Below are 25,740 nucleotides of genomic sequence, written 5' to 3'. Positions count from 1 at the left end.
AACCCTTTTTCTTTAAGTATCAATAAGTTACATCCAAATTCCGGATTAATAAAAGGTGTTCTAAATACCTCCTCTCTAAATGTGAGTCCTTGTTTGAACACCTGGCGTAAAATAGCGTGTTTTTGTCCTAAACTGGAATCCTGGAAAATTTTCGGCATGTTCAACATGTAGGGTATGAGCGATAATTCTTCATGCAGTTCACCTTCCAGAAGTTCTGATAAATCAAATTCTTGTGCTGATCGCTGATTTGAAGGGTGGATTTGGGTTTTCGCTCGATAAGTTTTTCATAGGAATTTGATTAATCCACAAGGATGATCAAATACACGTCCGCTATTCCCAGGCGTCTGGGACTATTAAATAGTCCGTCTGGAAAGTCCACATCCTGGGTTGTCCTTTGTGTCCGACCAGAACCCGCATACCAAACCTGCCTAGCCATAGCCCCAATGAGGTAAAAGTCAATATCCATTTTCTCGAAGATTGCCTCCAGGTCGTCGAAAACCCCTTTTAATTCCCCTAATCTAATATTGTTCATATTCCTGCTTTAAAAACTTATGATATATCCGTTCCGCGGCTTCCATGTTTCTCGGATCCGCAGTAATCATTAAGTCTGCATAGATCAGCAATGCCGGCGCAAGAGGTGGTGGTCCTTCCTGCTCCTCCTGCCAGAATTTCTCATAAAAGGTAATATTTCCCTCAGTATCCGGTATTAGCCGCCATTGCTGCATCAGACTTGTTCGGGCTTCTGTTGTATAAACAGTCAGATCCTTGTGTTTAAGATAGTTGTTGAGTAGTTCAGCTGCTGGTTCCCCCCCCCAGACTGTTTCGCCCTTCTTTATCGGAAAATTCATTAAATCCCTGAAATCCGTTTCTCTGTTTAGCCGGTATTTCCCGATCAGCAGAAACGGCCTTAAAGTCTCCTTATAGCCTGCCATCCATCTTTCCAGTAAAGCGCTTTTGTTTTGAAGGGCCAGTTGTTGGTCATTGATTTGTAGCAGAAAACCTGCCTGCTTTAAACCCAAAATGATGTTCCTGATATTTCCCAGGGCAACCCCGGTAAGCCGGGCGAGTTTCCGGTGTGGCATATTGATTGCCTCTGGCTTCCATAACAAATAGAATACTGTTCTTAATCCTGTTTTCGTAAAAGCCCTGTTGGTAACAGTCCTTAGCTGCTCAGGCACTTTTCTGCCCTCCAGCCAGAGATAGATCCCCGGCTGTTCTACATATATATTCCCCGCACCATCCAGGTAGCTAATCTTATGTTCTCGAAGTTTTTCCTTAAGGATCGGAAAAATTCGCTCTGCGATCACCATCATAGGCTTAAAGTGTTCAGCTTGCTTCAGTATTTTAGGTAACTGGTATGCTCTTAGTTCATTTTTAACCTCAACAAAAAACCGAACCTTATTACCGGCCCATGCAAGATCAATCGTTCCATCAATCCCATCATCAGGTGGTGTATTAACTAAATTCCACTCCCCTTTTATGGGCGTATATTCTTCCAATTGATCTATTGCCTGTTGCGCTATTGTATGTTCATAGTTCATAATACATCGTGTTCACGTTACGTGAACAATCAAATATAGTGAACAACATTAGAATTATCAAATTAAAATTCAATATGATCTGGCTATAACAGGTCCATACGAATCGGGCTCTGGGCCTGGAAAGACGTTCAAAGAAAGAATTATCAAGCCTATGGTCATTGATACTGTCTAAAAAATTACCTCATGCGGCTCCCCTAAGTGGACAATTAATCTTCAAGTTTCCTGAAAGAGTTTCTTTTTAATGTGCTCACCAATAGTAACAGGCTCAATTGGATGGCATAATAATGATCCACATTTAACCAATATTCGAATCATTATAATTCCTTCTTTTTATCCTTATATATTTCCTTAATAACCTCAAATATTCCTTGCAAATGTTCAAATGGGCTCCCTTCATCCCCGTCAGAATAATTTAAAGCCCAACATTGTTGGGCTTTATTGTTTATAATGCTTTTGGATTCAATTTTCGGTGTTTTAAAGTTATTCATCTGCCACTTACTTTTCAATGGTATTTAAAGCCAAGTACGGCATCACTCCAAGCGAGTTTAAGAAAGTCAGTTGAATCAAATATAGTTTATTAACTTCGTGCTGATGAAGATTCCAGAAGAAAAACTCTCCATATCAGATAACATCATTCAAGCTATTGTTGATCAGCCCTCTAATGCGCCAAAAATACTTAAAGAGGATTTGAGTAACCAAAAAACTGAAATTAGTTACCTTATCGACAATTACCTGCCGGGTAGATATAAAGTATCCATATTCAAAATAATTGAACTCGTTTTTACTGATGAACTTCATGGTAAATTCAGGATAAACTACAATGCCACAGAATTTAGTGGATGCGAACTAACGGAAACAGAATTAGCTAATTTTATAAATGTGAACTTCGCTATTGATAAAGACACATTTCAGGTTATTTTAACAGGAGAGGAGATTAGGGAAAGAGACAGTTTCGAAGAATTTTAGTAAGCGATATCAATAACTCAACGCAAATTTCTGTTAGATACCAATCCATACCAGTAATTTACCAATTACAAGTTTGCCGTCCGATGCACAAACTGGATGTTTATAGAAAAAATTATGAAGATATCGCTTTTAACGTTCTTAACTGGTTGCTTGTACAGCTTAAATTCAATTGCTCAACCAAATGTGGTTATTGATACCGCTCATATTAGACCGGCTAAAATATCTGTATTTGATGACAATTGGTTGCTAACCAATAAACCAAAAAGAACATTTTTAGATCCGTACCTCGCTCTATTTCGAGAAAAAGAGTTTAACATAAAGCTATTTTCTGATGTGAAGGTCGACATTACGAATATTGCTAAAAATGCACATTATCGGCTTTACCTGAAAAACTTATCTGATGAAAGCTATGTGCTTATTTCAGACCGTTGGACATACAACCACTGCGACTCAAGTGCTAGCATTTTAATTGATCGCAAATTATTCAACCGGCCATTTAGGTACGAAGTGTCTGTTATTCCAATGGCTAAATTAGATGGTAAGACCTTTACAATTTTGAGTAACAAAGTTACCGACAAAAGCGTTTTCGGAAAAAAGAGAGCCTATTTTAATGCTGATGAGCTTTATAGGGTAAGAAAAAATTTCATATGGCTACATGCATTTCTCGCATATATGGGGATAGCCTTTTATTTAACTATAAGGTTCAGGGCGATTAATGCCACAAAACAAAAAGAAAAAGCCCAACTTCAATTAGATGCAGTTCGTTCTCAATTAAATCCGCACTTTCTATTCAATGCACTCGCGGGTATTCAAAACCTGATGAACACTAATCAATCAGAACAAGCCAATAGGTATTTAACCCGGTTTGCACGATTAACCAGGGCTGTTTTAAAAAGCAATGATCTTATTAGTCTGGAAGAAGAGTGTAACTTACTGGACGATTACCTTCAAATGGAGCAATTGAGGTTCAACTTTAAATATGAGATAACAACAGATCCCAATCTTGATCTTTATAATACTGAAATACCCTCCATGTTATTACAGCCATTTATAGAAAATGCGGTAAAACACGGTATCGCTAATTTAAACAGCGATGGACAAATCAATATTGCTATCTTTAAAACTTACAGTGATCTTATTCTCAAGATCGAAGATAACGGAAAGGGATTTGACGCCTCCAAATCTTATGAGGGTTTGGGTTTCGATTTGAGCACCAAACGGATAGCACTTTTAAACAAAATCTATAAAAAAGATCCAATACGATTAAGCATGGAGTCCAAACCAGGAAAAACGACAGTAACTATTACTTTAACCAAATGGCTCTAATTTATGAAAGCAATAATAGTTGATGATGAACTCGCCAATGTAAAAAACCTTACCATTTTATTGAATAAGTACTGTCCGCAAGTGGAAATATTAGGCACTGCAAATAACAACCAGGACGCATTTTCGCTATTTGAATTAGACAAACCACACCTTATTTTTTTAGATATCCAACTAGATAACGATACCGGTTTCAATTTACTCAAGCTGCTGCCGAAAAAAGACTTTGAAGTTATCTTTGTAACTGCCTACGATAATTACGGCATAAAGGCCGTTAAATTCGCTGCATTGGATTATATTTTGAAACCTATTGATATTGATGAACTGGTATCTGCAGTAAATAAGGCAGAAGTTAAACTAAAGGAGAAACAGCAAACCATGCAGCTGGATTTTTTGGTAAATCACATTAAACGAGATCACGCTGTGCCCCTCAAAATTGCTTTACCGCAGCAAAAAGAAATAATATATGTGTTGCTAACTAATATTGTGCGTTGCGAAGCAGAGGGTACTTATACGTTCTTTTACCTGCAAAATGGTGAGAAAATATTGGTGTCTAAAGTGCTTAAAGAGTATGCTGAACTTTTGGAGAATAATGGATTTATAAGAACGCATCAAAGCCATCTGGTAAACCTCAAATTTGTAAAAAGCTGGCTAAAAGAAGATGGAGGTATGCTGCTGCTAGAAACCGGAGAGAAAATACCGGTATCCAGACCACATAAAGATAAGGTTAAAAACCAATTAACAGGCGCAACTTTGTAAGCTTACAATACCTGCTTAATAATGCAGAGAAACCTGCTTTATTGAAAAGCTGCCTTGCCAAGTTGTTCGTCGCCAAGATAAACCCATACTGCACCCCTGAGGTATTTATTAAGGGCAACATGCATATCCTGAAGCTTAATCTTACTTATGGTTTCTATTTTGTTTTCCAGCAATTCGTATCCTCCCAGTGCTTCTGCTTCGCCCAGGTCATCAACGATCAGGCTTGAGCTCTCCTGGTGTTTGTAGTATTGGTTCCGGTAATTTTTCTTCATACCATCCAGAAATTCCTGACCATAACCACCTGACAAAACACGTTTATACACACTGACCATTGCCTGAAATGCCTTTTTTGGTTGTGTAGTACTTACATACATGGAAGCATAGGGGATTTGCTGTACTTCTACTGTAGCTCCCGGTGCATAGGAAAGCCCTTGTTTGGTTCTTACTTCATAATACAACATACTACTTAAAGCATTAATGCCCAGCGCAAAGGGATAATAATCAGGACTACTTAAAACGGGCGCATTCAGCACACAGCTCAGGTAGTTGGTAGCCAGGGGTCTGTGTTCCGTAAACAGCCGCTCTCCCTCCAAAGGTTTTTGTTCATAAACCGCGGGTGTATATGGTTTTGCCTTAAGTGTGCCAAACGCCGCTGTAATCTTTTTTTCCAGCGCTTCTTTTGTGATGTTCCCGGCAACAACAAGAAACATCCGGTTCTTATTCAACAGGATTTCATGATAGTAGTTTTTTACGCTATCCGCGGTAAAACCACTTAAGGTTTTATCTGTGCCCAATGGATCTATATCATAAGGACTGCCATGAAACATTACCGAAGCGGACATCTGATCAATCCTGCTTTCAGGATTAGATTGGCGCGCAAAAACGGAAGATATGGCTTTTTCCTTTTCATTTTGAAATTCAGCCGGATCAAATGCAGGGTTTACAATGGCGTCTGTAAATAATTTCCAGCCCTGGTCAAAGTATTTGCGGATACAGTCCATACCGATTGTGCCAAAGTCTTTCTTCGAGCCTCCCTCGATTTCGATCCCATACTCGTCGGCCAGTTCATGATAATCCTGTACCGTGTAATTTTTTGTTCCGCATGTGGCCGCCGTCGACAAGGCCAGGTTCTCCATCCCGCTTTGCTGTGGTGCATAGTTTGTTACCCCGCCTCTATAATACATACGCATACTGATTGTCTCTTTTTGTGTAGGTCTAAAAATTACTTTAAGCCCATTCACGTCAAAAGAAAAGGTTTGATGCTGGGCAAACAACTGGCAAAAACCAATAGACAAAAGTGTGGCTAATAAATATCGTTTCATGATGGTCTGACTATTTAGATTTGAAAAATTCCAGTGGCTTAAGGGATTGAATGGCGGGCTTATCAAGCATTAGCCCCGCACAGTAAGGTTTATTCTTGATATACTTTCTTACATAGTCGAGCAGGTCTTTCCGCGTAATTTTATGCAGGTTTTCTTCGTAATGCGTATAATATTCGACTGATGCCGAAGCCCACCAAAAGGAAAGTAAATGTGCATACTCTGAGGTTACCTCCCGGCGTTTTACCTCGTCGATCGACAACAGACGCTTAGCACGTTCAATCTGAATATCAGATAAATAATCTTCCTCATCCCATAGCGAAATTTGTCTCAGCACTTCTTCATAGCACTCCCTGATCCTGGCAGGGTTTGGACTAACCATAAAGCTGATCGGACCGGTATACTTCTGCGTATAATAATTAACATCTGCCTCCTGGGCAAGCCCGGAGTTGATTAAGGCCTTTTTCATTTTAGAGCCGTTCTGGTTTACGATAAAAGAAAAAACATCCGCCGCATAGGTTGCAGGAATATCATTTCTCGTATCAGGACCATGCCAGCTGATCAGCAGGTAGGGAATTGGGGTTTTATCGGATTCTACAATATAATAGTCCGGTTTTTCCAAGGGCTTCATTTCCGGAATGGGCCATTTTTTAAAAGGGTCAAAACCTGAACTTTTCCAACTGCCAAAAATTCGCTCAGCTTGTGAAAATGCTTCTTCTGTATTTACATCTCCTGCAATGACCAATATGGTGTTGTTAGGCCAATAATATTTAGCTTGTATGGAGTCCATTTTTGCGGGGGTAGCCGATAAGATAACCTCATGATTGCCAATTACATTTTTTCTGGAATAATTAGCGCCCCACATATGCCTTGAATTCGCCTCCATCAGCGCAAATACCGGACTGGACTCATGCCTGGTGAATTCTGCATTTACAATTTCATTTTCCTTCGTCATCTCAGCTTTAGCAAACTTTGGGTAACGTATGGCTGAATTCATAAATTTCATGCCCTCCTTCAAATTTGCCGCAGGCAGCGTGAAATAATAGTTCACTACTTCTTCGCGGGTCCTTGCATTTGAATTGATATCCAGCTCATTACTTTTGTTGGTAAAGTGCTCATAACTTGGATAGTCTTTGTTTGCTTTGAAGAACAGGTGCTCGTACAAATGGCTTAATCCATTATAATCGTCTGTTTCTGTAAAAGAGCCATTTCTGCAGGCGATCTCGATGGTAACCAAAGGCACAGTATTGTCTTTAACAACAAGAACTTCAAGGCCATTGGCAAGTTTTTTGAATTGGGTATTTCCGGCCGGGACTTCCTGGGCCCGGACCGTGCCCAGACACATTAAAAATAATGTGGCAAATAAGCGTGTGAATTGCGTCATGTATTTAGATAATTGCTGCCACTAATTAAACATATTTCACCCGAAAAAACAATTAAAACTTCCGGTAAACTGCTATTATTTATACCGAAATATTTTTCCGGTTTTTTCTCCCTTTATGTGGTTATCACATGGAAATTTTAAAACTGTATCATATCAAACAAAAAAATAATTAGATTTAGCGTCAACCACAAATTGAGATTTAATCTGAAAACAATGTCTAAGATCGACAGAAGAAAATTCATCAAACTTTCCGCGGGTGCGGGATTAGCCACTACCATTTGGGCCAGCTGGCTTGAAGAAGCGCTGGCCATCCAGGCGCATAACAAAACAAGATCCATTAAAGATGTAGAGCACATCGTTATCCTGATGCAGGAGAACCGTTCATTTGATCATTATTTTGGCACTATGCGGGGAGTAAGGGGCTTTGGTGACCGGTTTCCGATTCCATTGGAAAGCGGGCAGCGGGCTTTTTTCCAATCCGACGGAAAGAAGATCATTCCACCATACCATGCCAGTAAAAAAACAAGTAATGCGGCATTGATCAATGGAACGCCACATGACTTTCCTGATATGCAGGCAGCCTGGAACCAAGGTAAATATGGGTTCTGGCCTAAGTTCAAAACTCCCTTTTCTATGGCGTATTACACCAGGGAAGAGATTCCCTTTCAATATGCGCTCGCCGAAGCCTTTACCATATCCGATGCACACCACTGTTCTGTGGCCACCGGTACCGATCCGAACCGCATCATGTTCTGGTCTGGATCAAACTTTAACCCTGAAAAACGGGCCCAGGGAATCAACTGCACTGAGGCTGATTCCGAACCTACCAACATTCGCTGCTGGGTTAAGGGTGCCTTGCCGGAGCCCGGGTACATTTATAAAGGCAGCGCATTCCAGTGGCCTACCATTCCTGACGTGCTTCAGGAAGCAGGCATAAGCTGGAGGATCTACCAGGATCCGAACGACAACTGGGACGGCGCCATGCACGGCGGACTGGCATTTGAAAGTTTCCGGAATGCAAAGCCAGGATCTCCGCTCTATGAAAACGGGATGAAACACTGGTCGCTTGATGACTTGAGAACGCAGGTGAAGGACAATAAACTTCCGGCTGTGAGCTGGGTACTTCCATCCCAGAAAAATTCTGAACATCCAGGAGCCCCATCCAGCCCTTACCGCGGCTCAGATTTTACCCATGAGGTGCTGAAAGCACTCACCGCTAACCCTGAAGTTTGGAGCAAGACCGTATTCTTCCTCACTTTTGATGAAAACGACGGACTCTTTGACCATATCCCTGCTCCGGCAGTCCCGTCTTACAACCTGGACAATACACTGGCCGGAAAATCTACCATCGATGTAGCCGGCATGTATTTTAATAACGAAGCAGGAACCGGACGCGTTCCAATTCCGGCGTACCCGCCTAAACCCGGAGCGCCAGTTCCGGAAGTCAAGACCCGGTCTTACCAGGACAAGCGGGATACCATTAGTGGAAACATTCGTCCCTGGGGAATGGGCCCCCGGGTACCGCTTTATATCATATCGCCATGGAGCAAGGGCGGATGGGTGAATTCTGAAGTTGCGGACCACACCTCTGTAGGGCAGTTTATTGAAAAACGGTTTGGGGTAAAGATCCCGGCAATAAGTCCCTGGCACCGGGCCATCAGCAGCGACCTTACTTCGGCTTTTGATTTTGAAAGACCTAATGACCCTGTTTTCCCAAAGATGCCTGAAACTGCCAATTATGCGGAGCTGGATGAGGCTTCAAAAAAGCTGCCCCGCGCTACCGCACCTGACTCCCCTTCCCGTTTATATCAGGAAAAAGGAAACCGGTATTCCAGGGCCCTGCCATACCGGTTAAATACTTCATTAAAACCATTGAAAGAGAAAAAGAAAGTTCAGCTGCTCTTTAAGAACAATGGTACTGCTGGTGTAGTTTTCCATGTTTATGACCTGAAAGACCTGGATAAGATCCCCAGAAGATATACGGTTGAGGCAGGCAAATTTTTACAGGATGAATGGGCTGTCAAAACAGACGTTTATGATCTTGAAGTTTTTGGTCCAAATGGATATTTCCATAAATTTTCCGGAAATCTGGCACAGGAAGAACCTGTAATAGACCTGGAATATGACCACAGAAAAGGTGGCCTGAATCTGAACATATTCAATCCAGGCAGGTCAGCTATGGAGGTCTCTGTAGTTTCCAGTGCCTATGGTTATCCTACGCAAAAAATTGCATGCAAGGCTGGTGCTAAAAAGAGCCTGAAATGGGAATTGACAAAAAGTGCCTGTTGGTACGATTTTGTGGTCAGCACCTCCGGTATCTTTCATTATCGCCTGGCGGGAAGAGTAGAAACCGGGAAGCCGGGGATCAGTGATCCGGCAATGGCTGCTGAAATATAGTATGCCTATTCAAAGGCATGCTTAATTGCCTTTAACGGCCCGCAAAACGCGGATAAAATTCTCGCCCAAAATGAGTCGGATGTCTTTTTCGCTGTAGCCCCTCTTCAATAATTCTGCGGTAACCAGGGGATAATCTGCCACGCTGTTTATGCCCATCGGGTAAGACTCTGCACCATCGAAATCGGCGCCGAGCCCTACATGCTCGGGCCCAACCAGCTTTACCAGGTAATCAATATGGTCTATCAATACAGATAGCTTAGGCCGTATGCTTTCGGCCTCCAGATGATGCCGGGTGATCAGCGTATCGGCTGCATCGCCTCTGCTATATTTTGCAGTCAATTCTTTCAGTTCTCCATCATATCTGGTTAAAAAATTTTTCTTCCTTGCATAATACCCGGAATCTATGAAACCACTGTAGAAGTTTACAAACACTACCCCGCCGCTCTTCGCTACTTCTTTAATCTGGCTGTCCTTAAGGTTTCTCGGCACAGCATTTAAGGCATATACCGAGCTGTGTGAGGCAATCACCGGCTTGGTGGACACCTTCACCGCATCGTAAAAGGTTTGTTCCCCAACGTGTGACAGATCTACCATTACGCCGAGCTTGTTCAGGCGTTTCACTACCTTCTTTCCAAAAGCATTCAGACCGGCTTTGTTGCGCAGTTTACCCAGCACTTCTTCGGCGGCAGAGCTTGCCCAGGGGGTACTGTTGTTCCAGGTCAGGGTCAGATAGGTCATGCCTCTTTTGGCCAGGCTGTCTATATAGTCCAGCCGATTTTCGATCATATGCCCGCCTTCTACACCAATTAGGGCAGCCATTTTGCCTGAGGCTACGGCTTGTTTGAGGCCCGCTGCATCTGTGACCTGGGCGATACGGTCGGGATATCTTTTGATCAGGCTTTGCAGGGAATCGATTTGCCGGTTGGCCAATGCATAGCCGCCGGTATGGTCGCACCAGATGGAAAATACCTGCACATCCAGACCACCCTCTTTTGCCCTCACCAGGTCAAAATTACCAGTAGCCTGCCTTTGCCCGATGTCAATCCCAGACTTGATCTGGTTGAACATGATATCGCCATGTGTATCTACCACGATAGCCCGTTCGTGCAATGTTCTTGCAGGCTGCGCGTAGCTACTCAATGCGCAAAAGCTTAACAGCAAAAAGGCAGGGAATTTATTTTTCATCAGTATGCCATTGTTTTTATAGGTGATGAAGCTATCATGAGCAATATTCATCGCTGTTTGTGCGTGTTTTGCTCATGATGGTTTCCTGCCTTTAATTTAGGAAATAAAATCGAATATGTATAGTGATCTTAACCTCTACCTTGGCAATTCCGGCCTTGGCATGTGGTATTGAGTTGCCGTTACCGCTTGTAAGAAAGCTACAATAGCTTTCTTTTCATCTGGGTTAAGATTTAACTTTCTTAATATTTTATCGGTTTGAGGATACAATGGATCGGCGGCTTTTTGTTCCGGCTTCGGATCAATCATGTGCATCCCACTATTATAAATATTAATGATGCCATCGATGTTATCAAACAACCCGTTATGCATCCAGGGCGCACCATGCATCACATCCCTTAATGACGGGGTTCTGAACCTTCCTACGTCTTCTGGTTTTTTAGTAACATTATACCGGCCCAGGTCTTCATATTTACGTTTGTAATAGGTTAAGCCTATGTTGTGAAATTCTTCATCGGTTAGGTACTGACCATAATGGCAGTTCATGCAACGGGCTTTGGTACGGAACAAGTGTAATCCTTCAATCTCCTGGTCGGTAAGCACCTTGGTATCGCCCGCAAGGAAACGGTCGAAACGGCTTTGGCGACTGGTTATCGTGCGCTGGAAAGCTCCCAATGCAGTAACGATTTTTTCATAGGTCACCTTATCATCGCCAAAGGCTTCTTTAAATAGTTGTTTGTAGGCTTTGATAGCCCCTATTTTCTGTCCTACAACTTTTGGCTTCATGGCCATTTCGTTATGTGCTTCAATTGGCGATTTGGCCTGTTCTTCCAGAGTGGTTGCTCGTCCGTCCCAGAACAGGGTTTTGCGATGGGCCACATTCAATAAGGATATGGTATTGCGGTTGCCACTTAAATGGTCGTTACCCAGGGCAACGGCGCGTCTGTCTCCCCATGAAATTTGGGGATCGTGACAACTGCTGCAGGAGATTTGTCCTGAGCCAGATAACAAGGGGTCGAAAAATAGCAGTTTACCCAGCTTGATCTTAGGTTTTTCCATCAGGCGGAAATAACTGGTATCCGTTTTAGGCAGGGCTTTAAATTCCTGCCAGGCTATGCCGGAGTCTATATCCGGTTTTGGCCAATTACCAACGGGACGTCCATACATAGTCCTTAAACTATCCAGTGAAGTGCCATCATAAGTATAGCTGATCTGTCTGAATGACATGTGCAATAAAACAAATACGATAAGGAGACTTGTACCTACAAAAAACTTCATCTTTTGGAAAATTTATGCAAAAATAGGGTAATTATTCAAATACTAAAAGTTACAGCCTACACTGACATTGGTTGAGTAAAAATGATTACCCATAAACGTAACATCTCCTGCATAGGTATGCGCATAATTTAACTTTAGGTATGCGCTTAAATTATTTTGCACCGCCCTCGTATATTTGACCATCACATTTCCCTTAATGCGGGCCGCTGTGAGAAACTGGTATTCCTGGTTAAGAAATTGTGTCATTGTAGCCGGAGCCATATGGTCTGCCGCCGGCTTCGTTGCTGTTCCATCTATGGCCATTTCTCCACTTCCGGCGCCATAACCCATACCCAAGCCAATAGTAAAAGCATCTTTCTGTTTTTGGTATTCCCTGCTTAGTTGCCCGTAAATCTGATAACTATTTATTTTCTGATCTCTGTAATAGGGATACAGGTCTGTACTTTGATCTTTAACCATATAGTCAACAGTTAAACTGGCAGCCCACTTTGGGCGGCTATTTTTTACGCCAAGGTAAATATCATAGCTCAACCCGGCATTTATCGTCTCACCCGAAAATACATTGCGGTCTCCATAGTAAACGATCCTGTTTACCTCGCCTATGGTCGTTTCTCTTCTGTAAATAGTCTCTTTATTCTCCAGAAAATCGTATTTGCCCTTCAAAGTAAAGTGGTGTTCAATATCGTCAGCTTTCACAGACAATTGGCCGTTGTAAGCAAAACCTGACCCGTTGTGTCTGGTTAAAAGTATGGAAGAGGTCCCCTCTTCTCCAAAAAAGCCTCTTCTATCTTCGTAACTGAACTCATTAAACAAGGATACTTTTTTATTAAAATTAAGATTTAGCTGCAGGGAACCGCCCTGCCTGATATCTTTTAAGGGATTAGTGTTCTGACTTGAGGTGTAGCCATAGTCGCCGAACAGTTCTGTACGGCCGTAAAACGAGCCATAATCGATCAATGACAGGTACTGTTGATCAGTATTGCCATAGGCCCTAAAACTCAGGCTTTCAATCCGGCGGTTATAGTTATAATTTGCACCAAATTCAACAACCTTACTTAACTGATAAAGCGCACCAATACTTACATCCATTGTCAGGAGCTTGTTTACGTGCCGCAAATCTTTCCTTTTTGCAAAGTTGGCAGCTCCGTAACTGAGCTTGCCACCAATACTCCATTTAGAAGTTACCTGGGCGCTCAGGGCGCCATTTAAATTGTAAAATTCAGATTCTTTGGTACCATTATTAGCTGCATCCAGCTCTACAATATCAAAGGGATTCTGGTAAGGATCTAGAAAGGCAGAACCACTCATATTTTTGCCCTTAAAGTTTTGGTATTCAAACCCGCCGGCTAATACCACAGTCTGATTTAAACGCGTATAGGAATTTGCCTGTAAACCATAATCCTGGCTATCGTCAGACTGAAAGTAATTTCTAAAACCGCCATCCTGTTTATTAAAAAAGAGTTCAGCATTAGAAATATTAACCGATTGGTAATGGTTTAAGCCTGCAGCATTCCTGGAGTTCAGCCAGGCATTACTTTTACGGATATAGTCCATATCAGCATCAATACTTTCTGCTTGTTGCGCAAAGAGTGTGGTGGTTGTGCATATGCCGGCCAAAAGGGCATATAAAAAATATTTTGATCTAAACCTCATGTCAACAATTAATAGTTACTTAAAGATGCTTTTAAGCGTAAGTGCATGTCGTTACTTGAATTATTGGAGTCTTTGTATATAATCCGTGCCCCATTCTTTATTGAAGCTTCTGCATTGATATCACTTGCATCTGTACTTCCCCCTATGGCAACAGTGCCTAGGTTATAGCCATAAATTATTTTACCGGCATTTCCCTGTATAGCCAGCGTGGCTTCCTTATCTACATTTCTGTAAACGGTATAGCCCTTAGAATTGGTATGGTAAACATAGCCGGCATCGACAGTTGACAGGAAACGTTTTTTGCTGTTTTGGTTATTGAGCAGAAAACTCTCCACGCCATCCAATATCCAATCTATTGGTATCTTTTTGTAGGAACCGTTTACTGTGTAGCTGGCGTCAGAAGCCAGTGCTGCCGGTGTAATTCCTTTCGGCTCAAAAATAAATAACCCCGGACTTAGTACGCCCGGTGTCCAGGCATTTCCGGTACTGTAACTCAACGCTTTCAAATAATGCGTAGCTGGTATTAATTCTGAAGGCGACTTATAATAAGTGGCATTCTTATAAGTACTTGCCATATCATACATGGCATAATAATCAGGGTTGGCAAAATTGATAGACTTACTGTGCGTTAACGTATTGTTTACTGCCTGGTAAAAAGCAACTACTATCTGTGCTCCGGGCTGTAAAGTTAAAGGCTGGGTAAAGTACCAGAACCCGCCCGCGGCCGGTATGTAGTTTTCATTTTCATAAAGCAATTTGCCATCCGTTCCGTAAAAGTTGTTAGTAGCATGTGCATTTGCAGGGCCTGTTGCTGTAATACATAAATTGGTAGTGGTACAAGGAAAATCGGAGTTGTTATAAATCACGATGTATCCATCGTAATTAAAGGTACTGGAACCACTGTCGAAAGGTGTACCACCGACCAGTATCTCTTTGATCACCAATTGCGAAGATTTTGATTCCTGTAATTTCATGGTAATTATATCGCCATCTTTCCAGTTGTTTACAATTACCTGGTTGCTGCTTAACGCATTGTAATTATAGATATTTGTGCCAATTTTACGGGTTTCGGACGAGGCGATATCATAAACGTCCGAAGGGATATTAAGTACCACTTTACCTTCGGCATCAGTCAATCCTTCAAAAACAGAACCATTACCTGTTAATTTCACTTTAACGCCTGCCACCACAGATAAAGCACTGCCTTGCGGATATTCTAATTGAACCACTACTTGATGTAATTCAAACGATCTTTCTTTTTTACAAGCAAGGTTGAAAGCGGCAATGGCCAGCAGTAAAATTATCTTATTACTTATTTTCATGATCAGCTGATTAAAATTTTACCCTCAATGATGCCCCGTAATTAAATGCGGGAATATAGCTGCTGGCGAACAGTGAAGACGCTGTATCCGCCCCTGAGGACTTTACCTTGGCCATGTTGTTAAAAAAGTTATTGGCAAAAAAAGACAGAGAAGCATACTTGCCTATCTCTTTGGTCACATTAAGATTGGCTGAATAATAACTGGATATTTTATTCCTGTTAAAGTAATAATTGGTATTGCTTTTAACTACCATTTTTGCGAGCTCGTTGTACAGGGCTACATCATTATCTTTTGCCCATTTAAATTTTTCCAGAAAGGGAATCTGGGTATTTAAATCATCTAAACTGGTATAATAAGTTGGATAAACGGCGACAAACCGGTCTCCACCATAAATATCTGTTGAGGTTGCAGATGGTAAATAACTCTCTTTGTTGTCAAGTACATAAGCTCTTGTACCCAGATCGCTCTCCGATAAATTTCTTGAAAACCTATAGAACGACCCTTCTAACCTTGCTGACACAATTAACCTGATGGCAGGAATATGTGTGGTCACCGTGAAGTTCATGTTTAGCGATTTACTGGTTTCGCCGTTGGCAGAATTTGCACCACCAATAAAATAACCAACATATTTGTAAGGCTGACCATTGGCCATATTCTGGGTAGCATTAGGCATGTATGCCGATAAATTCTGTTCCAGGCCCTTATAATAATAGTAGCTGCCGTCCACAGTTAATGAGGTCTTTAAGGCCGCTATCCGTTTAAAGTCTATGATCCAGTTGATGCGTTTACGCGATACCTGCGAACCGTTACCATATTGGCCATTGCCATTAAAGCCGTACATATTGGTATAGCTGAGCTCCTCCGCCGGGAGTACTCCTGTTTTATCGCTTACCGTAACTATCCCTGTATTTTTATCAACGTTGTAGATCCTGTTGATACTTGGAATGGCCGAGCCCAGCAGATCGCTCTGGCCGGTATATTTATAAAAGTAAGGTTTAAAATTCTGGTAGTACTCGTAGGGGTTCCTGGTATAATCATCTGAAAAAGAGATAAAAACTCTGGTGCCTCTTAAATTAAAATTAATGGCCAGTTCCTTTTGTTCATTGCTTTGCCATTTCAGGTCCGGATTAAAAACCCGGTTCCGCTGTTCACTGTAATATGCGTAATACGTTTGTCCGTTGGCATCTGTGCCCGGCGAAAAGGTAAGTACATCGCGATAAGTAGGTGTAGCATACAGGGCATCGAAACCAGGAAGTTTTACCGTTTTACCCCATGATACTTTAATGCTGAAATCACTAAACAGCTGATCTTTGTTTTCCCAAAAAGTATATTTTGCATTAACCCTGGGCGACCAGTTGTTAATCCTGCCGTATTCAGAACCGTTGATATCCGTAATTTCCGAACGCATCCCCCCTATGAGTTGAAAGGTATTGTTACCAACCGGAACAGTCAATGCGTCTTCTGCAAAAAAGGCGTAGTTATTGATAAAGGATTCGTTTTTGTAAGGATAAGTCCGCCAGCTTGGTGCGGTCCCCAAGTCGCCATAATAAAGGCCCTCGCCATTATTGCCACTTACACTATAATCGGCACCCAGCATTAAATTGTTATATGATTGTCCAAACTTCTTTGCCCAGTTGGCCTTCAGGCGTGCATTGTAATTGATGGTCTTATTGGCTGTAAACTCACTCTCGTACCAGATTCCTTTAGGTATCAATACGATTGCTGCATCAGGATTGTTCTCATACAGTTCTCCTACGTGATATCCGTCTTCCTTTGTACGGATAGAAGCTACAGAGGCCGTAGCAGATTCTAAGCTTCTGTCTTCAAACAATTTATTGCTGTAATTCAGTGTTGCGCTTGCATCTAAACTGGTCAGCCAGGGTAATTTCAACAACCATCTCGCCGAAAAATTAGTCCTTATTGCATCATCCTTTTGTTTGACATAGGTATCACTGATTAAATCCGGATCACTTTCCGAATTATAGCCCCCAACATTACCTGTTACACCTAAATTTAAGGTCAGCGGACGATTGTTATTTTTATTGAGGGTATTGCTGTAATTTAAAGAAAGGCTATTTCTATCATACGTAGTATATGGAGAGGCCAGATTGGCTACAGATTTGGTATGCTCTACATTAAAGTTTAATACACCAGCTCTTTCCCCCAAACTCAAGCCCTTGCTTAACGCTACCAATTTAGAATTTGGCCGTGTAGACATTTCTACCAAATAAGGCGAAACACCTTTACGCGTATTAATTTTTACCATGCCATTGGTCATATCACCATACTCTACAGACGGTAAACCTGTGATCACCTCAATAGATTCGATATTGGTAGTGGAAATCGGCTTAACATCTGGCCCCTGCCCTGTAGGATTAGCACTGCCGGTAACCCCATTCCTATTCATGTCATCTCTTAGCCCGTTATTTGATACACGCACACCATCTATCTCTATACCTACACCAAAAGTGGCATTTCCACGTTCAGCACTGGTTCCGTTTATACTAATCCGTTGTGCTGCAGTGGTCGCCAGGTTCAGGTTGGTATTGGTTTTTCCACCAGGCAATAAACTCATTACATCTGTAACCTGAAGCATTTGTAAGTGATCAAGTGCCTGCCTGTCCATAATATAAGATGTTGCCAGGTCTGTTCCTTTTTTGGCATTTATTTCTACCGTAGGTAAGGTTAAATTATCCTCATCCATTAATAATACGACATCAATATTCTTAGTTATGGTATATTGGAATTCCCGCTTAACAAAACCTAAATATTGTACTGTTAATTTTACCTCACCTGCCTGCACATTTTTAAGCACAAAAGAACCTTCCGCATCGGCCATGGTCCAAATCCCACTTAAAGGAATAGAAACTGTGGCAAACTCAACGGGAGTCTTTTGTTGTCGGCTTAAAACCTTTCCAGATATAGAAAATTGTGCAAAGGCACTTACTGTACAACAGCATATGAACAATGCGATAACAATGCTCGTTTTTCCTGTATTTTTAATACCCAATTTGATAATGTATTAGCTATTCCTATTTAGACTGATTATAATTAGGGCAAAAGTAAAGTTTTTAACGAACAAACAAAGGCTTATTTTTAATTAATCTAAAGAAGCTTCAATAGAATTAAAGGAAAATATCAGGGAATTAATATTATCTTAATCCTGTATAAGTAGATTTACATCCATATGAACGGTTCAAGAAGAAACTTTATCAAAAATACCGGCCTGGTGAGCCTGGGTTTTATTGGTCTCCACAATTTTGCTGCAAATGCAGCAATGAATGTACTGGCAACTTCAGGAACCAGCCCCGGCTTTGGCCCACTCAACCAGCAGCCCGGGGATACCCTCAGCTTGCCTAAGGGCTTCACTTCCAGGATCATTTCCCGCAAAGGTGACCTGATGAAAGATGGACTGCTGGTACCCGGAATGTATGATGGAATGGGCTCATTTTCTACTGCAAACGGCAAAACCATATTGATCAGAAACCATGAAAATTCTCCGGGAGCAGATTTGCTTGGGCCGTTTGGAAAAAACAATGAACTGATCCATAAAATCAGTAAAAATAAGATCTATGATTTTGGTAAGGGTGAAGATACCTGCGTAGGTGGTACCACCACAGTCGTTTATAATGAAAAAACACAAAAAGTAGAATCCCAATACCTCAGCCTGATCGGCACTGTAAGGAATTGTGCGGGTGGCATTACTCCATGGAAATCATGGATCACCTGTGAAGAAAGCAGCCTGAAAGTAAGCGATGGCCTGGAAAGGGACCATGGCTTTAACTTTGAAGTTCCGGCGACAGAAAAAATCGGGGTTACTGATCCCCTCCCCATCAAAGCCATGGGCCGCTTCACACACGAAGCTGTGGCTGTTCAACCTAAAACCGGGATTGTTTATCAAACCGAAGATGAAGGAGACAGTCTTTTTTACAGGTACCTGCCCAATGCCTATGGCAAATTACACAATGGCGGAAAACTGCAGTGTCTCGCCATAAAAGAATGGAAAAGTGCAGATACACGCAATTACCCGAACCTAACTACAGACAGGTTTCCTGAAAAGCGGTCTTTTGAAGTAGAATGGATAGACCTGGCAGATGTGGAAGCGCCTGACAGCGATCTGAGATTAAGGGGATTTAAACTGGGTGCTGCCAGATTTTCCAGGGGCGAAGGCATCTGGTATGGAAAAGATGAACTGTTTTTTGCCTGTACGGATGGCGGCAACAACAGAAAAGGGCAGATTTTCAAATACATCCCCAGTAAATTTGAAGGACAGGCTGGAGAAAAAAGTGCTCCCGGAAAACTGGAGCTCTTTATTGAACCCAACAATACCGAAGTTTTTCAGAATTGCGATAACCTGACGGTAGCGCCCTGGGGAGATGTGATCATCTGTGAAGATAAAAAAAATGCAAGGGTAATCGGCATTACACCGCAGGGAAAAACCTATGTTATCGCAAAAAACATCGGCTACCCCAATTCAGAATTTGCCGGCCCTGTATTTTCTCCTTCGGGAAATACACTGTTCATCAATATTCAAACACCAGGACTGACACTTGCCATCACAGGCCCATGGAAAAGCATTAACAGTTAAAACTGCTTAGCGGATTTACACTTATTTTTTTTATTTTCGGCGCGCACCGTTTTTGAAAAATACAGGTGATTAGAAATAAATGCTGAAACCGATTTTACTTGAAAACGATACTTTACTGATCCACCCCTTCCGGCCTGAAGATTTAGACAGATTTGAGCAATTGACCGCTGACATCTTTTCTATTTTATCAGACGACACGACCCTGAAATTTATTCCGGGAAAGCGGCTGAACAGTTTGCAAGAAGCGGAGTTGTTTTTGCAGACCATGATCGTTAATTACCATTCGGGTCACAACTATATTCACTTCATCAGCCATAAACAGCTCGGCAAGGTAATCGGCATCATTGACCTGATCTCCCCAGAGGTGGCCAGCAAACATTATCAAATGGATCATTATCCCTTTTTTATTGAGTTTTACCTGAGTGGTTTTGCCAGTGGCTGCTACATCATGACAGGGGTGCTTCCGCTATTGATTGATAACCTTTCAGACCAGGGAATTGTTCAGATCGGTGCTGTAGTTAACCGAAAGAACATCGCGGCAAGAAAAGTACTTGAAAAAGCAAATTTCACATTTAAGACGCAATTTGACCTTTTACAAGACCTGTACGAAACTTCCTGACCTGCTTTCAGACCCTAAAATTGGATGTGCTGATGCTTTTTTGATGTCAAGATTCTTTACTACTAGGCTATTTTCTCATATAAAACACCAGTGCTTTTATAGGTAAGTTCGTTATGAGCTATCTCAGCAGATAATTTCATGATTTTATTGCCGGGAAAATAGAAAAATAAACAAATGGAACATATGAATTCTCAAATTTCGCAGGTAAGAATAGGTTTGATGCTATTTTTACTGTTAACGAACGTTGTTGCACAGGCCGGAGATCCGAAAAAAGAAAAAGAACCAGGAAAAAGTGAATGGGCATACCTTGGAAAAGATGGCAAACTGGTTTACAAAAAAAGTCCTAAAGGAGACCGGATGATGGATTTTTCCTATGCCGGTTACATGGGCGGCGGTGTGGCCCTGCCTGATGTTCCGGTAAAAGTTACCCTGAAGCCGCTAAGCGATGTAAATTCGGATTGTAGCACCTTAATTCAAACTGCAATTGACCAGGTGTCTGCCATGCCCCTGGATAAAAATGGTTTTCGGGGAGCTGTTTTGCTGGCACCAGGAACCTACCCTTGCGCTAAAACAATAAAAATTGCAGCGGATGGTGTGGTACTCCGTGGAAGTGGTAAATCAGAAAAAGGAAGCATTATTGCGATGAGTGGTGACAAACATACCGCTGTGGTCCTGTCAAATGGAATTAATCAACGTGTTGGCAATCGGCTGGGTAATGCTGCAGGTAATGAAAAATCTATTAAAATAACGGATAAATATATCCCTGCCGGAAGCCTGAATTTTATGGTAGCCGATGCCGCTGGGTTTAAGGTTGGGGACAATGTGGAAATCAGGAAACCGGTTACCGGCAAATGGATAAATTTCATACAAATGGATGACCTGCTGCGTGATGGGAAAGCGCAAACCTGGATTAAAGCTGGTTCTTTATTGATCACTGAACGTCGCATTGCAGCCATAAATGATCATAAAATCAGCCTGGATGTTCCTTTGGTGGATTCTTATGATGCAGGTTATACCAATGATGAAACAACAATGGTATTGGCCAATGGTGTAAAACGGCTTAAACAAGCAGGCCTGGAAAATTTACGTATTGTATCTCCTCCACAGGCAGTTAATCATACAAAAGCGCTTTATTATGCGGTCAGACTGAACGGAGAGGACTGCTGGATGAGAGATCTGGACCTGATAGAAACCATGGAAAGTGTGGGAACCGGAGGGCGAAGGATTACCCTGCAACGCATAACTGTTGTGCGCAAAGCCTTACATGAAGGTGCTTCAAAACCGGCAGAATTTGCACCCAATGCAGGGCAGATACTAATAGACCGCTGTTCAGTTGAAGGTGACAACATCTGGTACGTAGCTATTGGTGCCGGCCAAACGGGACCTATCGTTTTTCTGAATTGCAATTTTGTTGGTAATGGCCGTATTGAAGGGCATCAACGATGGAGTACAGGTATGCTTTTTGACAACTGTAAGGTACCCAATGGCGGTATCGATTTCAAAAACAGGGGGAGTATGGGTTCTGGTCATGGCTGGGGAACCGCCTGGTCTGTAGCCTGGAATTGTGAAGCGGGCAGCTATGTAAATCAAATCCCTCCAGGCACGTACAATTGGGTGATTGGCAGCAAAGGAAAAAGTATGCGCTTGCCAAGACCTTTTAATAACGCGGATCCCGCTTTACCGGAAGGCATCTTTGATGCTCAAAATGTCCGGGTTGATCCTTCAAGTTTATATCTGGCCCAGTTAGATGAGCGTTTAGGCAAAAAAGCACTGAAAGCAATCGGTTATTAAAAAAGGATCAGGTATTGTCGCTGGTGATGATCTCCTGTAATTTTGATTCGTTTATCACCTGGATTTTTCTACCGGTCAACATCACTATATCTTGTTTGGAAAAATCATTCAACACTTTGAAGAGGGTTTCGTAAGTGGTACCGGCAAAGGAAGAAATGTCTTGCCGGCTGATCTCTAGCTGGATAAAACCATTTTCATCCAGACCAAACTGTTGTTTTAACGAAACAAATGCCTGTGCAATACGTGCCTTAACAGACATGTGTGCCAGATCGCGCATGCTGCGCTGGGAATCCTGCAGTTCATTGGCAAAAAATCTCATCAGCTGATAAGTAAGGCCGGTATTTACTTTTAAGCTGGCCTCAAAGAAATCCATGTCCAGGTAGCAAACCACTGCAGGCTCCAGCGCCGTTGCAGATACCGGATACAAAGGCTGCTTACCTAAACCCATGTGGCCGATAATGTCGCCCGGTCGGGCAAAACGGATGATCAGTTCTTTTTCCTGGTCCCATCTTTTGTGAACTTTAAAACTGCCTTTGTATATAAAGTAAATCCCCTTTACGGCATCTCCTTCTTTAAATAATTGCGCTCCCTTTTTTACTTCGTAGTTCCGTTTCTGAACTGCAATAGCGGGCAACCATTCGGGCAGACAAAGCTGGCACAGGAAACAACTTTTAAGATCGCATACATTCCCGCATTCTTTCATTTTTCAAATATGCAATTTTTACCAGAATACATGAATTAGGGCTATAAAAATATACTTCATGTAAAAAATATAAATATTGTTAAAACAATGTATAAATACAATATTAACCAATAAATAAGATAAAAAATATAAAATAAACAATATTATAATTTTTAAATGATTTTATAAACCTTAGCTTTGCGCCAATTTTACACTGATCATTTACAGAAAACCATCATGAGCTTACCTACACAAACAGGAATTCCCATTGCTCCCTCTTTGCCCCATTTGCCAGCTAAAAAAAATACCGGCAACACCAGATCTTCAAAAAGGAGGTTGCTGCAGATTTCCCTTTTATCAATTGCGGTGGCCATCATCATCAGTTTAATTGCCAGGTTCCTGGTTTTATTGATCCACCTGGTTACCAATATCTGCTTTTACGGCAGTTTTGATTTTAGTTTTCGCAGTCCTGCCGACAATCAGCTGGGGCTATTTGTGATCATTCTTCCGGCAATTGGAGGATTACTGGTAGGATTAATGGCTTTATTTGGTTCTAAAGCCATCAGGGGGCATGGGATTCCGGAGGCCATGGAACAGGTATTGACCAATCAGAGCAGGATAAAACCCGCTATTGCCATTTTAAAGCCCGTATCATCTGCTATTGCCATTGGATCTGGTGGACCGTTTGGTGCTGAAGGACCAATTATCGCTACCGGCGGGGCATTGGGTTCTACCATAGGTCAATTGTTTAAAATCACACCCAATGAGCGGAAGGTGATCCTTGCTGCAGGTGCTACAGCAGGTATGTCGGCCATATTCGGCACGCCCATCGCAGCAGTTTTTCTGGCCATAGAATTATTGCTTTTTGAGTTTTCTCCGAAGGCCATTTTACCGGTAGCACTGGCCTGCATAACTGGCGCGGCCGGGCATCAGCTACTTTTTGAAGCAGGCCCGGTTTTCCCGATGCCTGATCTGGAAAGTCCCACAAATTTAGCCCTGGGTATTTACAGTGCGACTGGTATAGCTATTGGTTTTATTTCGTTGGGCTTAACTAAAATCGTTTACTGGATAGAAGATACTTTTGAGAAATTGCCCATACACTGGATGTGGTGGCCCGCAATAGGTGGCCTGGCGGTAGGGTTAATTGGTTACTTTGCCCCGCATACACTTGGTGTTGGCTACGACAACATTACAAGTGTGCTGTCGGGTAATGCACCCCTGACCCTTATGCTGAGTTTATGCTTCTTTAAATTTCTTTCCTGGGCAATTGCCCTGGGCAGTGGCACTTCGGGTGGCACACTGGCCCCGCTTTTAACCATTGGCGGTGCTGCAGGAGCAATTTTCGGGACGTTAATCCTGATCCTTTTTCCAGATTCAGGGATCAATATCCCTATGGCAGCACTTATTGGAATGTCTTCCATGTTTGCAGGTGCCTCCAGGGCTTATCTGACCAGCATTACTTTTGCTTTGGAGGCCACTATGCAATCGCATGCCCTGCTGCCCCTGTTAGGGGCCTGTACCGCAGCTTACCTGGTTTCTTTTTTCTTCATGGAAAATACCATCATGACCGAAAAGATATCCAGGCGAGGGGTTTATACACCCGATGCCTATGAACCTGATGTATTGAGGAGTATAACGGTTGCACAGGTGTTGGGCAAAGGCCGTAAAGTGCCGGGTGAAGGACCTGCTATTGACGAATTATTACAAAAAAACCTACCGGTAGTAAAAGGCAGTGACCCGCTTTCCAAAGCTGTGGAACTGATGGCTTCGACCGGCGAAGAATTCCTGCCGGTATCTTTATCGGCGAATTTAAAGGAGCCTACCGGCATTCTTACTTACAAAGACGTTTTGCATGCGTATAAGTTATACCATCAGGAGAACCAGGAGGCAGGTGTTAATTTATCGCTGAGGAGACAACGCATAAAAATTATGGTTAAAAGTCGTAAATTAATGGATAAGACCCGATCTGTATGATCCTGACCAAACGAATTTACGCCGCTGCTGAGGCATCGGAACCTTGTCTATTTTCATCAGTTAAACGATTACATTATTCGCGCCACCTTTCATGTTTTCAATCTTACTTAAAAACATGATCGCCATCATATCGGCTTTCTTTTTCGTTTCTTCAGCCATTGTACCTTCAAAATAGGTATCAATAGTTTGTTTGAACAGCAGCAACCAGCGTTCGAAATATTCTTTTTCCAGAGATAGCGGGGCATGCCGGGCAAAGGGATTGCCTTTAAATCCAGGTACGCCAAAAAGTGCGGCATTCCAAAAATTATACATCTTTTCCAGGTGTGGCTGCCAGTCGGTAATTACGGCATTAAAGATCGGCCCAATCAGTTCGTCTGACTGAACCTTATCATAAAAACTGTCTACAAACAGTTCAATATCTTCAAAATTAGCAAGTTCTTTTTTCATTGTGATGATTATTAAAAAGCGCTATGGGTTTTCGATCCCTAATCCGGTATAAATGTAAACAGATAAGGCCCAATAATGAAAGACATAAGGTTCTTTTATTATCGGGCCTTCAGTATCCCAGGGAAAATTACGATAATCTGGTAACTTCTTCTATCCGGTAAGCTTTTATACCTTCGGGCATTTCCCATTTCAATTCTGATCCCTGGCTGTAGCCCACCATAGCTACGCCGATAGGTGATAAAATAGAAATGGTGTTGTGCTTATTCCTGGCTTTTGCGGGCGGAACAATGGTATGGGTAAATTCTGCACCTGTTTCCAGTTCTTTTACACGCACCCTGGTGTTCACGGTCACTACGTTGGCAGGGATATCTTTATGGAGGATCTGCCTGGCATTGCGAAGTTCCTGTTCCAGTTTTGCCTGGTTATATTTGCTAAGTTTCCTTCTTCTGATGTGGTCTTTCAGGAGGTCAAAAATCCCTGTTGATAGTACGATTGATGTTGTCATGATGTAAATA

At 42.2% G+C, this 25,740-nt stretch carries 21 protein-coding genes; 8 read left to right on the top strand and 13 right to left on the bottom strand.

Annotated elements, in window-relative coordinates; genetic code table 11:
• Nucleotides 1–298: 298 nt before the first annotated feature.
• The 3 genes from R2Q85_RS02425 to R2Q85_RS02415 all read right to left on the bottom strand — a co-directional run bounded on the left by R2Q85_RS02425 (nucleotide 299) and on the right by R2Q85_RS02415 (nucleotide 2,029).
• On the bottom strand, nucleotides 299–532 hold the full coding sequence (locus R2Q85_RS02425) for a hypothetical protein (protein ID WP_316810148.1): 234 nt from the start codon (nucleotides 530–532) through the stop codon (nucleotides 299–301).
• Complete coding sequence (locus tag R2Q85_RS02420; RefSeq protein ID WP_316810147.1) at nucleotides 519–1,541, bottom strand: type IV toxin-antitoxin system AbiEi family antitoxin; 1,023 nt, start codon at nucleotides 1,539–1,541, stop codon at nucleotides 519–521. The genes R2Q85_RS02425 and R2Q85_RS02420 overlap by 14 nt, the downstream gene beginning before the upstream one ends.
• 314 nt (nucleotides 1,542–1,855) lie before the next feature.
• Entirely contained in the window at nucleotides 1,856–2,029 is a 174-nt protein-coding gene (locus tag R2Q85_RS02415) for a hypothetical protein (protein WP_316810146.1), read from the bottom strand.
• Between the two features lie 103 nt (nucleotides 2,030–2,132).
• On the opposite strand from R2Q85_RS02415, the gene R2Q85_RS02410 reads away from it, so the two are divergent.
• The 3 genes from R2Q85_RS02410 (at nucleotide 2,133) to R2Q85_RS02400 (ending at nucleotide 4,589) form a co-directional block, all read left to right on the top strand.
• On the top strand, nucleotides 2,133–2,507 hold the full coding sequence (locus R2Q85_RS02410; RefSeq protein WP_316810145.1) for a hypothetical protein: 375 nt from the start codon (nucleotides 2,133–2,135) through the stop codon (nucleotides 2,505–2,507).
• A gap of 114 nt (nucleotides 2,508–2,621) precedes the next feature.
• Entirely contained in the window at nucleotides 2,622–3,833 is a 1,212-nt protein-coding gene (locus R2Q85_RS02405) for a sensor histidine kinase (RefSeq protein ID WP_316810144.1), read from the top strand.
• Nucleotides 3,834–3,836: 3 nt separating this feature from the next.
• Entirely contained in the window at nucleotides 3,837–4,589 is a 753-nt protein-coding gene (locus R2Q85_RS02400) for a LytTR family DNA-binding domain-containing protein (protein WP_316810143.1), read from the top strand.
• Between the two features lie 38 nt (nucleotides 4,590–4,627).
• Here R2Q85_RS02400 and R2Q85_RS02395 read toward each other — a convergent pair whose 3' ends face one another.
• Nucleotides 4,628–5,911: a pitrilysin family protein gene (locus R2Q85_RS02395; RefSeq protein ID WP_316810142.1), complete on the bottom strand. Its 1,284-nt coding sequence runs from the start codon at nucleotides 5,909–5,911 to the stop codon at nucleotides 4,628–4,630.
• 10 nt (nucleotides 5,912–5,921) lie between these two features.
• Entirely contained in the window at nucleotides 5,922–7,292 is a 1,371-nt protein-coding gene (locus R2Q85_RS02390) for a pitrilysin family protein (protein ID WP_316810141.1), read from the bottom strand.
• Nucleotides 7,293–7,505: 213 nt separating this feature from the next.
• Between R2Q85_RS02390 and R2Q85_RS02385 the strand changes: the two genes are divergently transcribed.
• Nucleotides 7,506–9,689, top strand: a complete 2,184-nt coding sequence (locus R2Q85_RS02385) for a phosphocholine-specific phospholipase C (protein WP_316810140.1) — start codon at nucleotides 7,506–7,508, stop codon at nucleotides 9,687–9,689.
• 21 nt (nucleotides 9,690–9,710) lie between these two features.
• Here R2Q85_RS02385 and R2Q85_RS02380 read toward each other — a convergent pair whose 3' ends face one another.
• The 5 genes from R2Q85_RS02380 to R2Q85_RS02360 all read right to left on the bottom strand — a co-directional run bounded on the left by R2Q85_RS02380 (nucleotide 9,711) and on the right by R2Q85_RS02360 (nucleotide 18,134).
• On the bottom strand, nucleotides 9,711–10,925 hold the full coding sequence (locus R2Q85_RS02380) for a dipeptidase (RefSeq protein WP_316810139.1): 1,215 nt from the start codon (nucleotides 10,923–10,925) through the stop codon (nucleotides 9,711–9,713).
• Nucleotides 10,926–11,009: 84 nt separating this feature from the next.
• The gene (locus tag R2Q85_RS02375) at nucleotides 11,010–12,149 is read right to left on the bottom strand and encodes a cytochrome-c peroxidase (RefSeq protein ID WP_316810138.1); all 1,140 of its coding nucleotides are present in this window, start codon (nucleotides 12,147–12,149) and stop codon (nucleotides 11,010–11,012) included.
• A gap of 42 nt (nucleotides 12,150–12,191) precedes the next feature.
• Entirely contained in the window at nucleotides 12,192–13,802 is a 1,611-nt protein-coding gene (locus tag R2Q85_RS02370) for a DUF6850 family outer membrane beta-barrel protein (protein WP_316810137.1), read from the bottom strand.
• 8 nt (nucleotides 13,803–13,810) lie between these two features.
• Nucleotides 13,811–15,124 (bottom strand): DUF4876 domain-containing protein, encoded by a 1,314-nt coding sequence (locus R2Q85_RS02365; protein ID WP_316810136.1) that lies wholly within the window; start codon nucleotides 15,122–15,124, stop codon nucleotides 13,811–13,813.
• Between the two features lie 10 nt (nucleotides 15,125–15,134).
• Entirely contained in the window at nucleotides 15,135–18,134 is a 3,000-nt protein-coding gene (locus tag R2Q85_RS02360) for a TonB-dependent receptor (RefSeq protein WP_316810135.1), read from the bottom strand.
• Nucleotides 18,135–18,311: 177 nt separating this feature from the next.
• On the opposite strand from R2Q85_RS02360, the gene R2Q85_RS02355 reads away from it, so the two are divergent.
• From R2Q85_RS02355 to R2Q85_RS02345, 3 genes are all read left to right on the top strand, one after another.
• On the top strand, nucleotides 18,312–19,712 hold the full coding sequence (locus R2Q85_RS02355; RefSeq protein ID WP_316810134.1) for an alkaline phosphatase PhoX: 1,401 nt from the start codon (nucleotides 18,312–18,314) through the stop codon (nucleotides 19,710–19,712).
• A gap of 79 nt (nucleotides 19,713–19,791) precedes the next feature.
• On the top strand, nucleotides 19,792–20,331 hold the full coding sequence (locus R2Q85_RS02350; protein ID WP_316810133.1) for a GNAT family N-acetyltransferase: 540 nt from the start codon (nucleotides 19,792–19,794) through the stop codon (nucleotides 20,329–20,331).
• 183 nt (nucleotides 20,332–20,514) lie between these two features.
• Nucleotides 20,515–22,122, top strand: coding sequence for a hypothetical protein (locus tag R2Q85_RS02345; RefSeq protein ID WP_316810132.1), 1,608 nt, complete (start codon nucleotides 20,515–20,517; stop codon nucleotides 22,120–22,122).
• Between the two features lie 7 nt (nucleotides 22,123–22,129).
• Here R2Q85_RS02345 and R2Q85_RS02340 read toward each other — a convergent pair whose 3' ends face one another.
• Nucleotides 22,130–22,825, bottom strand: a complete 696-nt coding sequence (locus tag R2Q85_RS02340) for a Crp/Fnr family transcriptional regulator (protein ID WP_316810131.1) — start codon at nucleotides 22,823–22,825, stop codon at nucleotides 22,130–22,132.
• A gap of 216 nt (nucleotides 22,826–23,041) precedes the next feature.
• On the opposite strand from R2Q85_RS02340, the gene R2Q85_RS02335 reads away from it, so the two are divergent.
• Nucleotides 23,042–24,778 (top strand): chloride channel protein, encoded by a 1,737-nt coding sequence (locus tag R2Q85_RS02335; RefSeq protein WP_316810130.1) that lies wholly within the window; start codon nucleotides 23,042–23,044, stop codon nucleotides 24,776–24,778.
• A gap of 60 nt (nucleotides 24,779–24,838) precedes the next feature.
• Here the strand turns inward: R2Q85_RS02335 and R2Q85_RS02330 are convergent, their stop codons facing one another.
• Both R2Q85_RS02330 and R2Q85_RS02325 read right to left on the bottom strand, forming a co-directional pair.
• Entirely contained in the window at nucleotides 24,839–25,225 is a 387-nt protein-coding gene (locus R2Q85_RS02330) for a group III truncated hemoglobin (protein ID WP_316810129.1), read from the bottom strand.
• A gap of 127 nt (nucleotides 25,226–25,352) precedes the next feature.
• Nucleotides 25,353–25,730 (bottom strand): GreA/GreB family elongation factor, encoded by a 378-nt coding sequence (locus R2Q85_RS02325; protein WP_316810128.1) that lies wholly within the window; start codon nucleotides 25,728–25,730, stop codon nucleotides 25,353–25,355.
• Nucleotides 25,731–25,740: the final 10 nt, after the last annotated feature.

This window comes from Pedobacter heparinus, assembly GCF_032678725.1.
GTDB lineage: Bacteria > Bacteroidota > Bacteroidia > Sphingobacteriales > Sphingobacteriaceae > Pedobacter > Pedobacter heparinus_A.
This window is presented reverse-complemented; position numbering and strand designations above follow the sequence as displayed.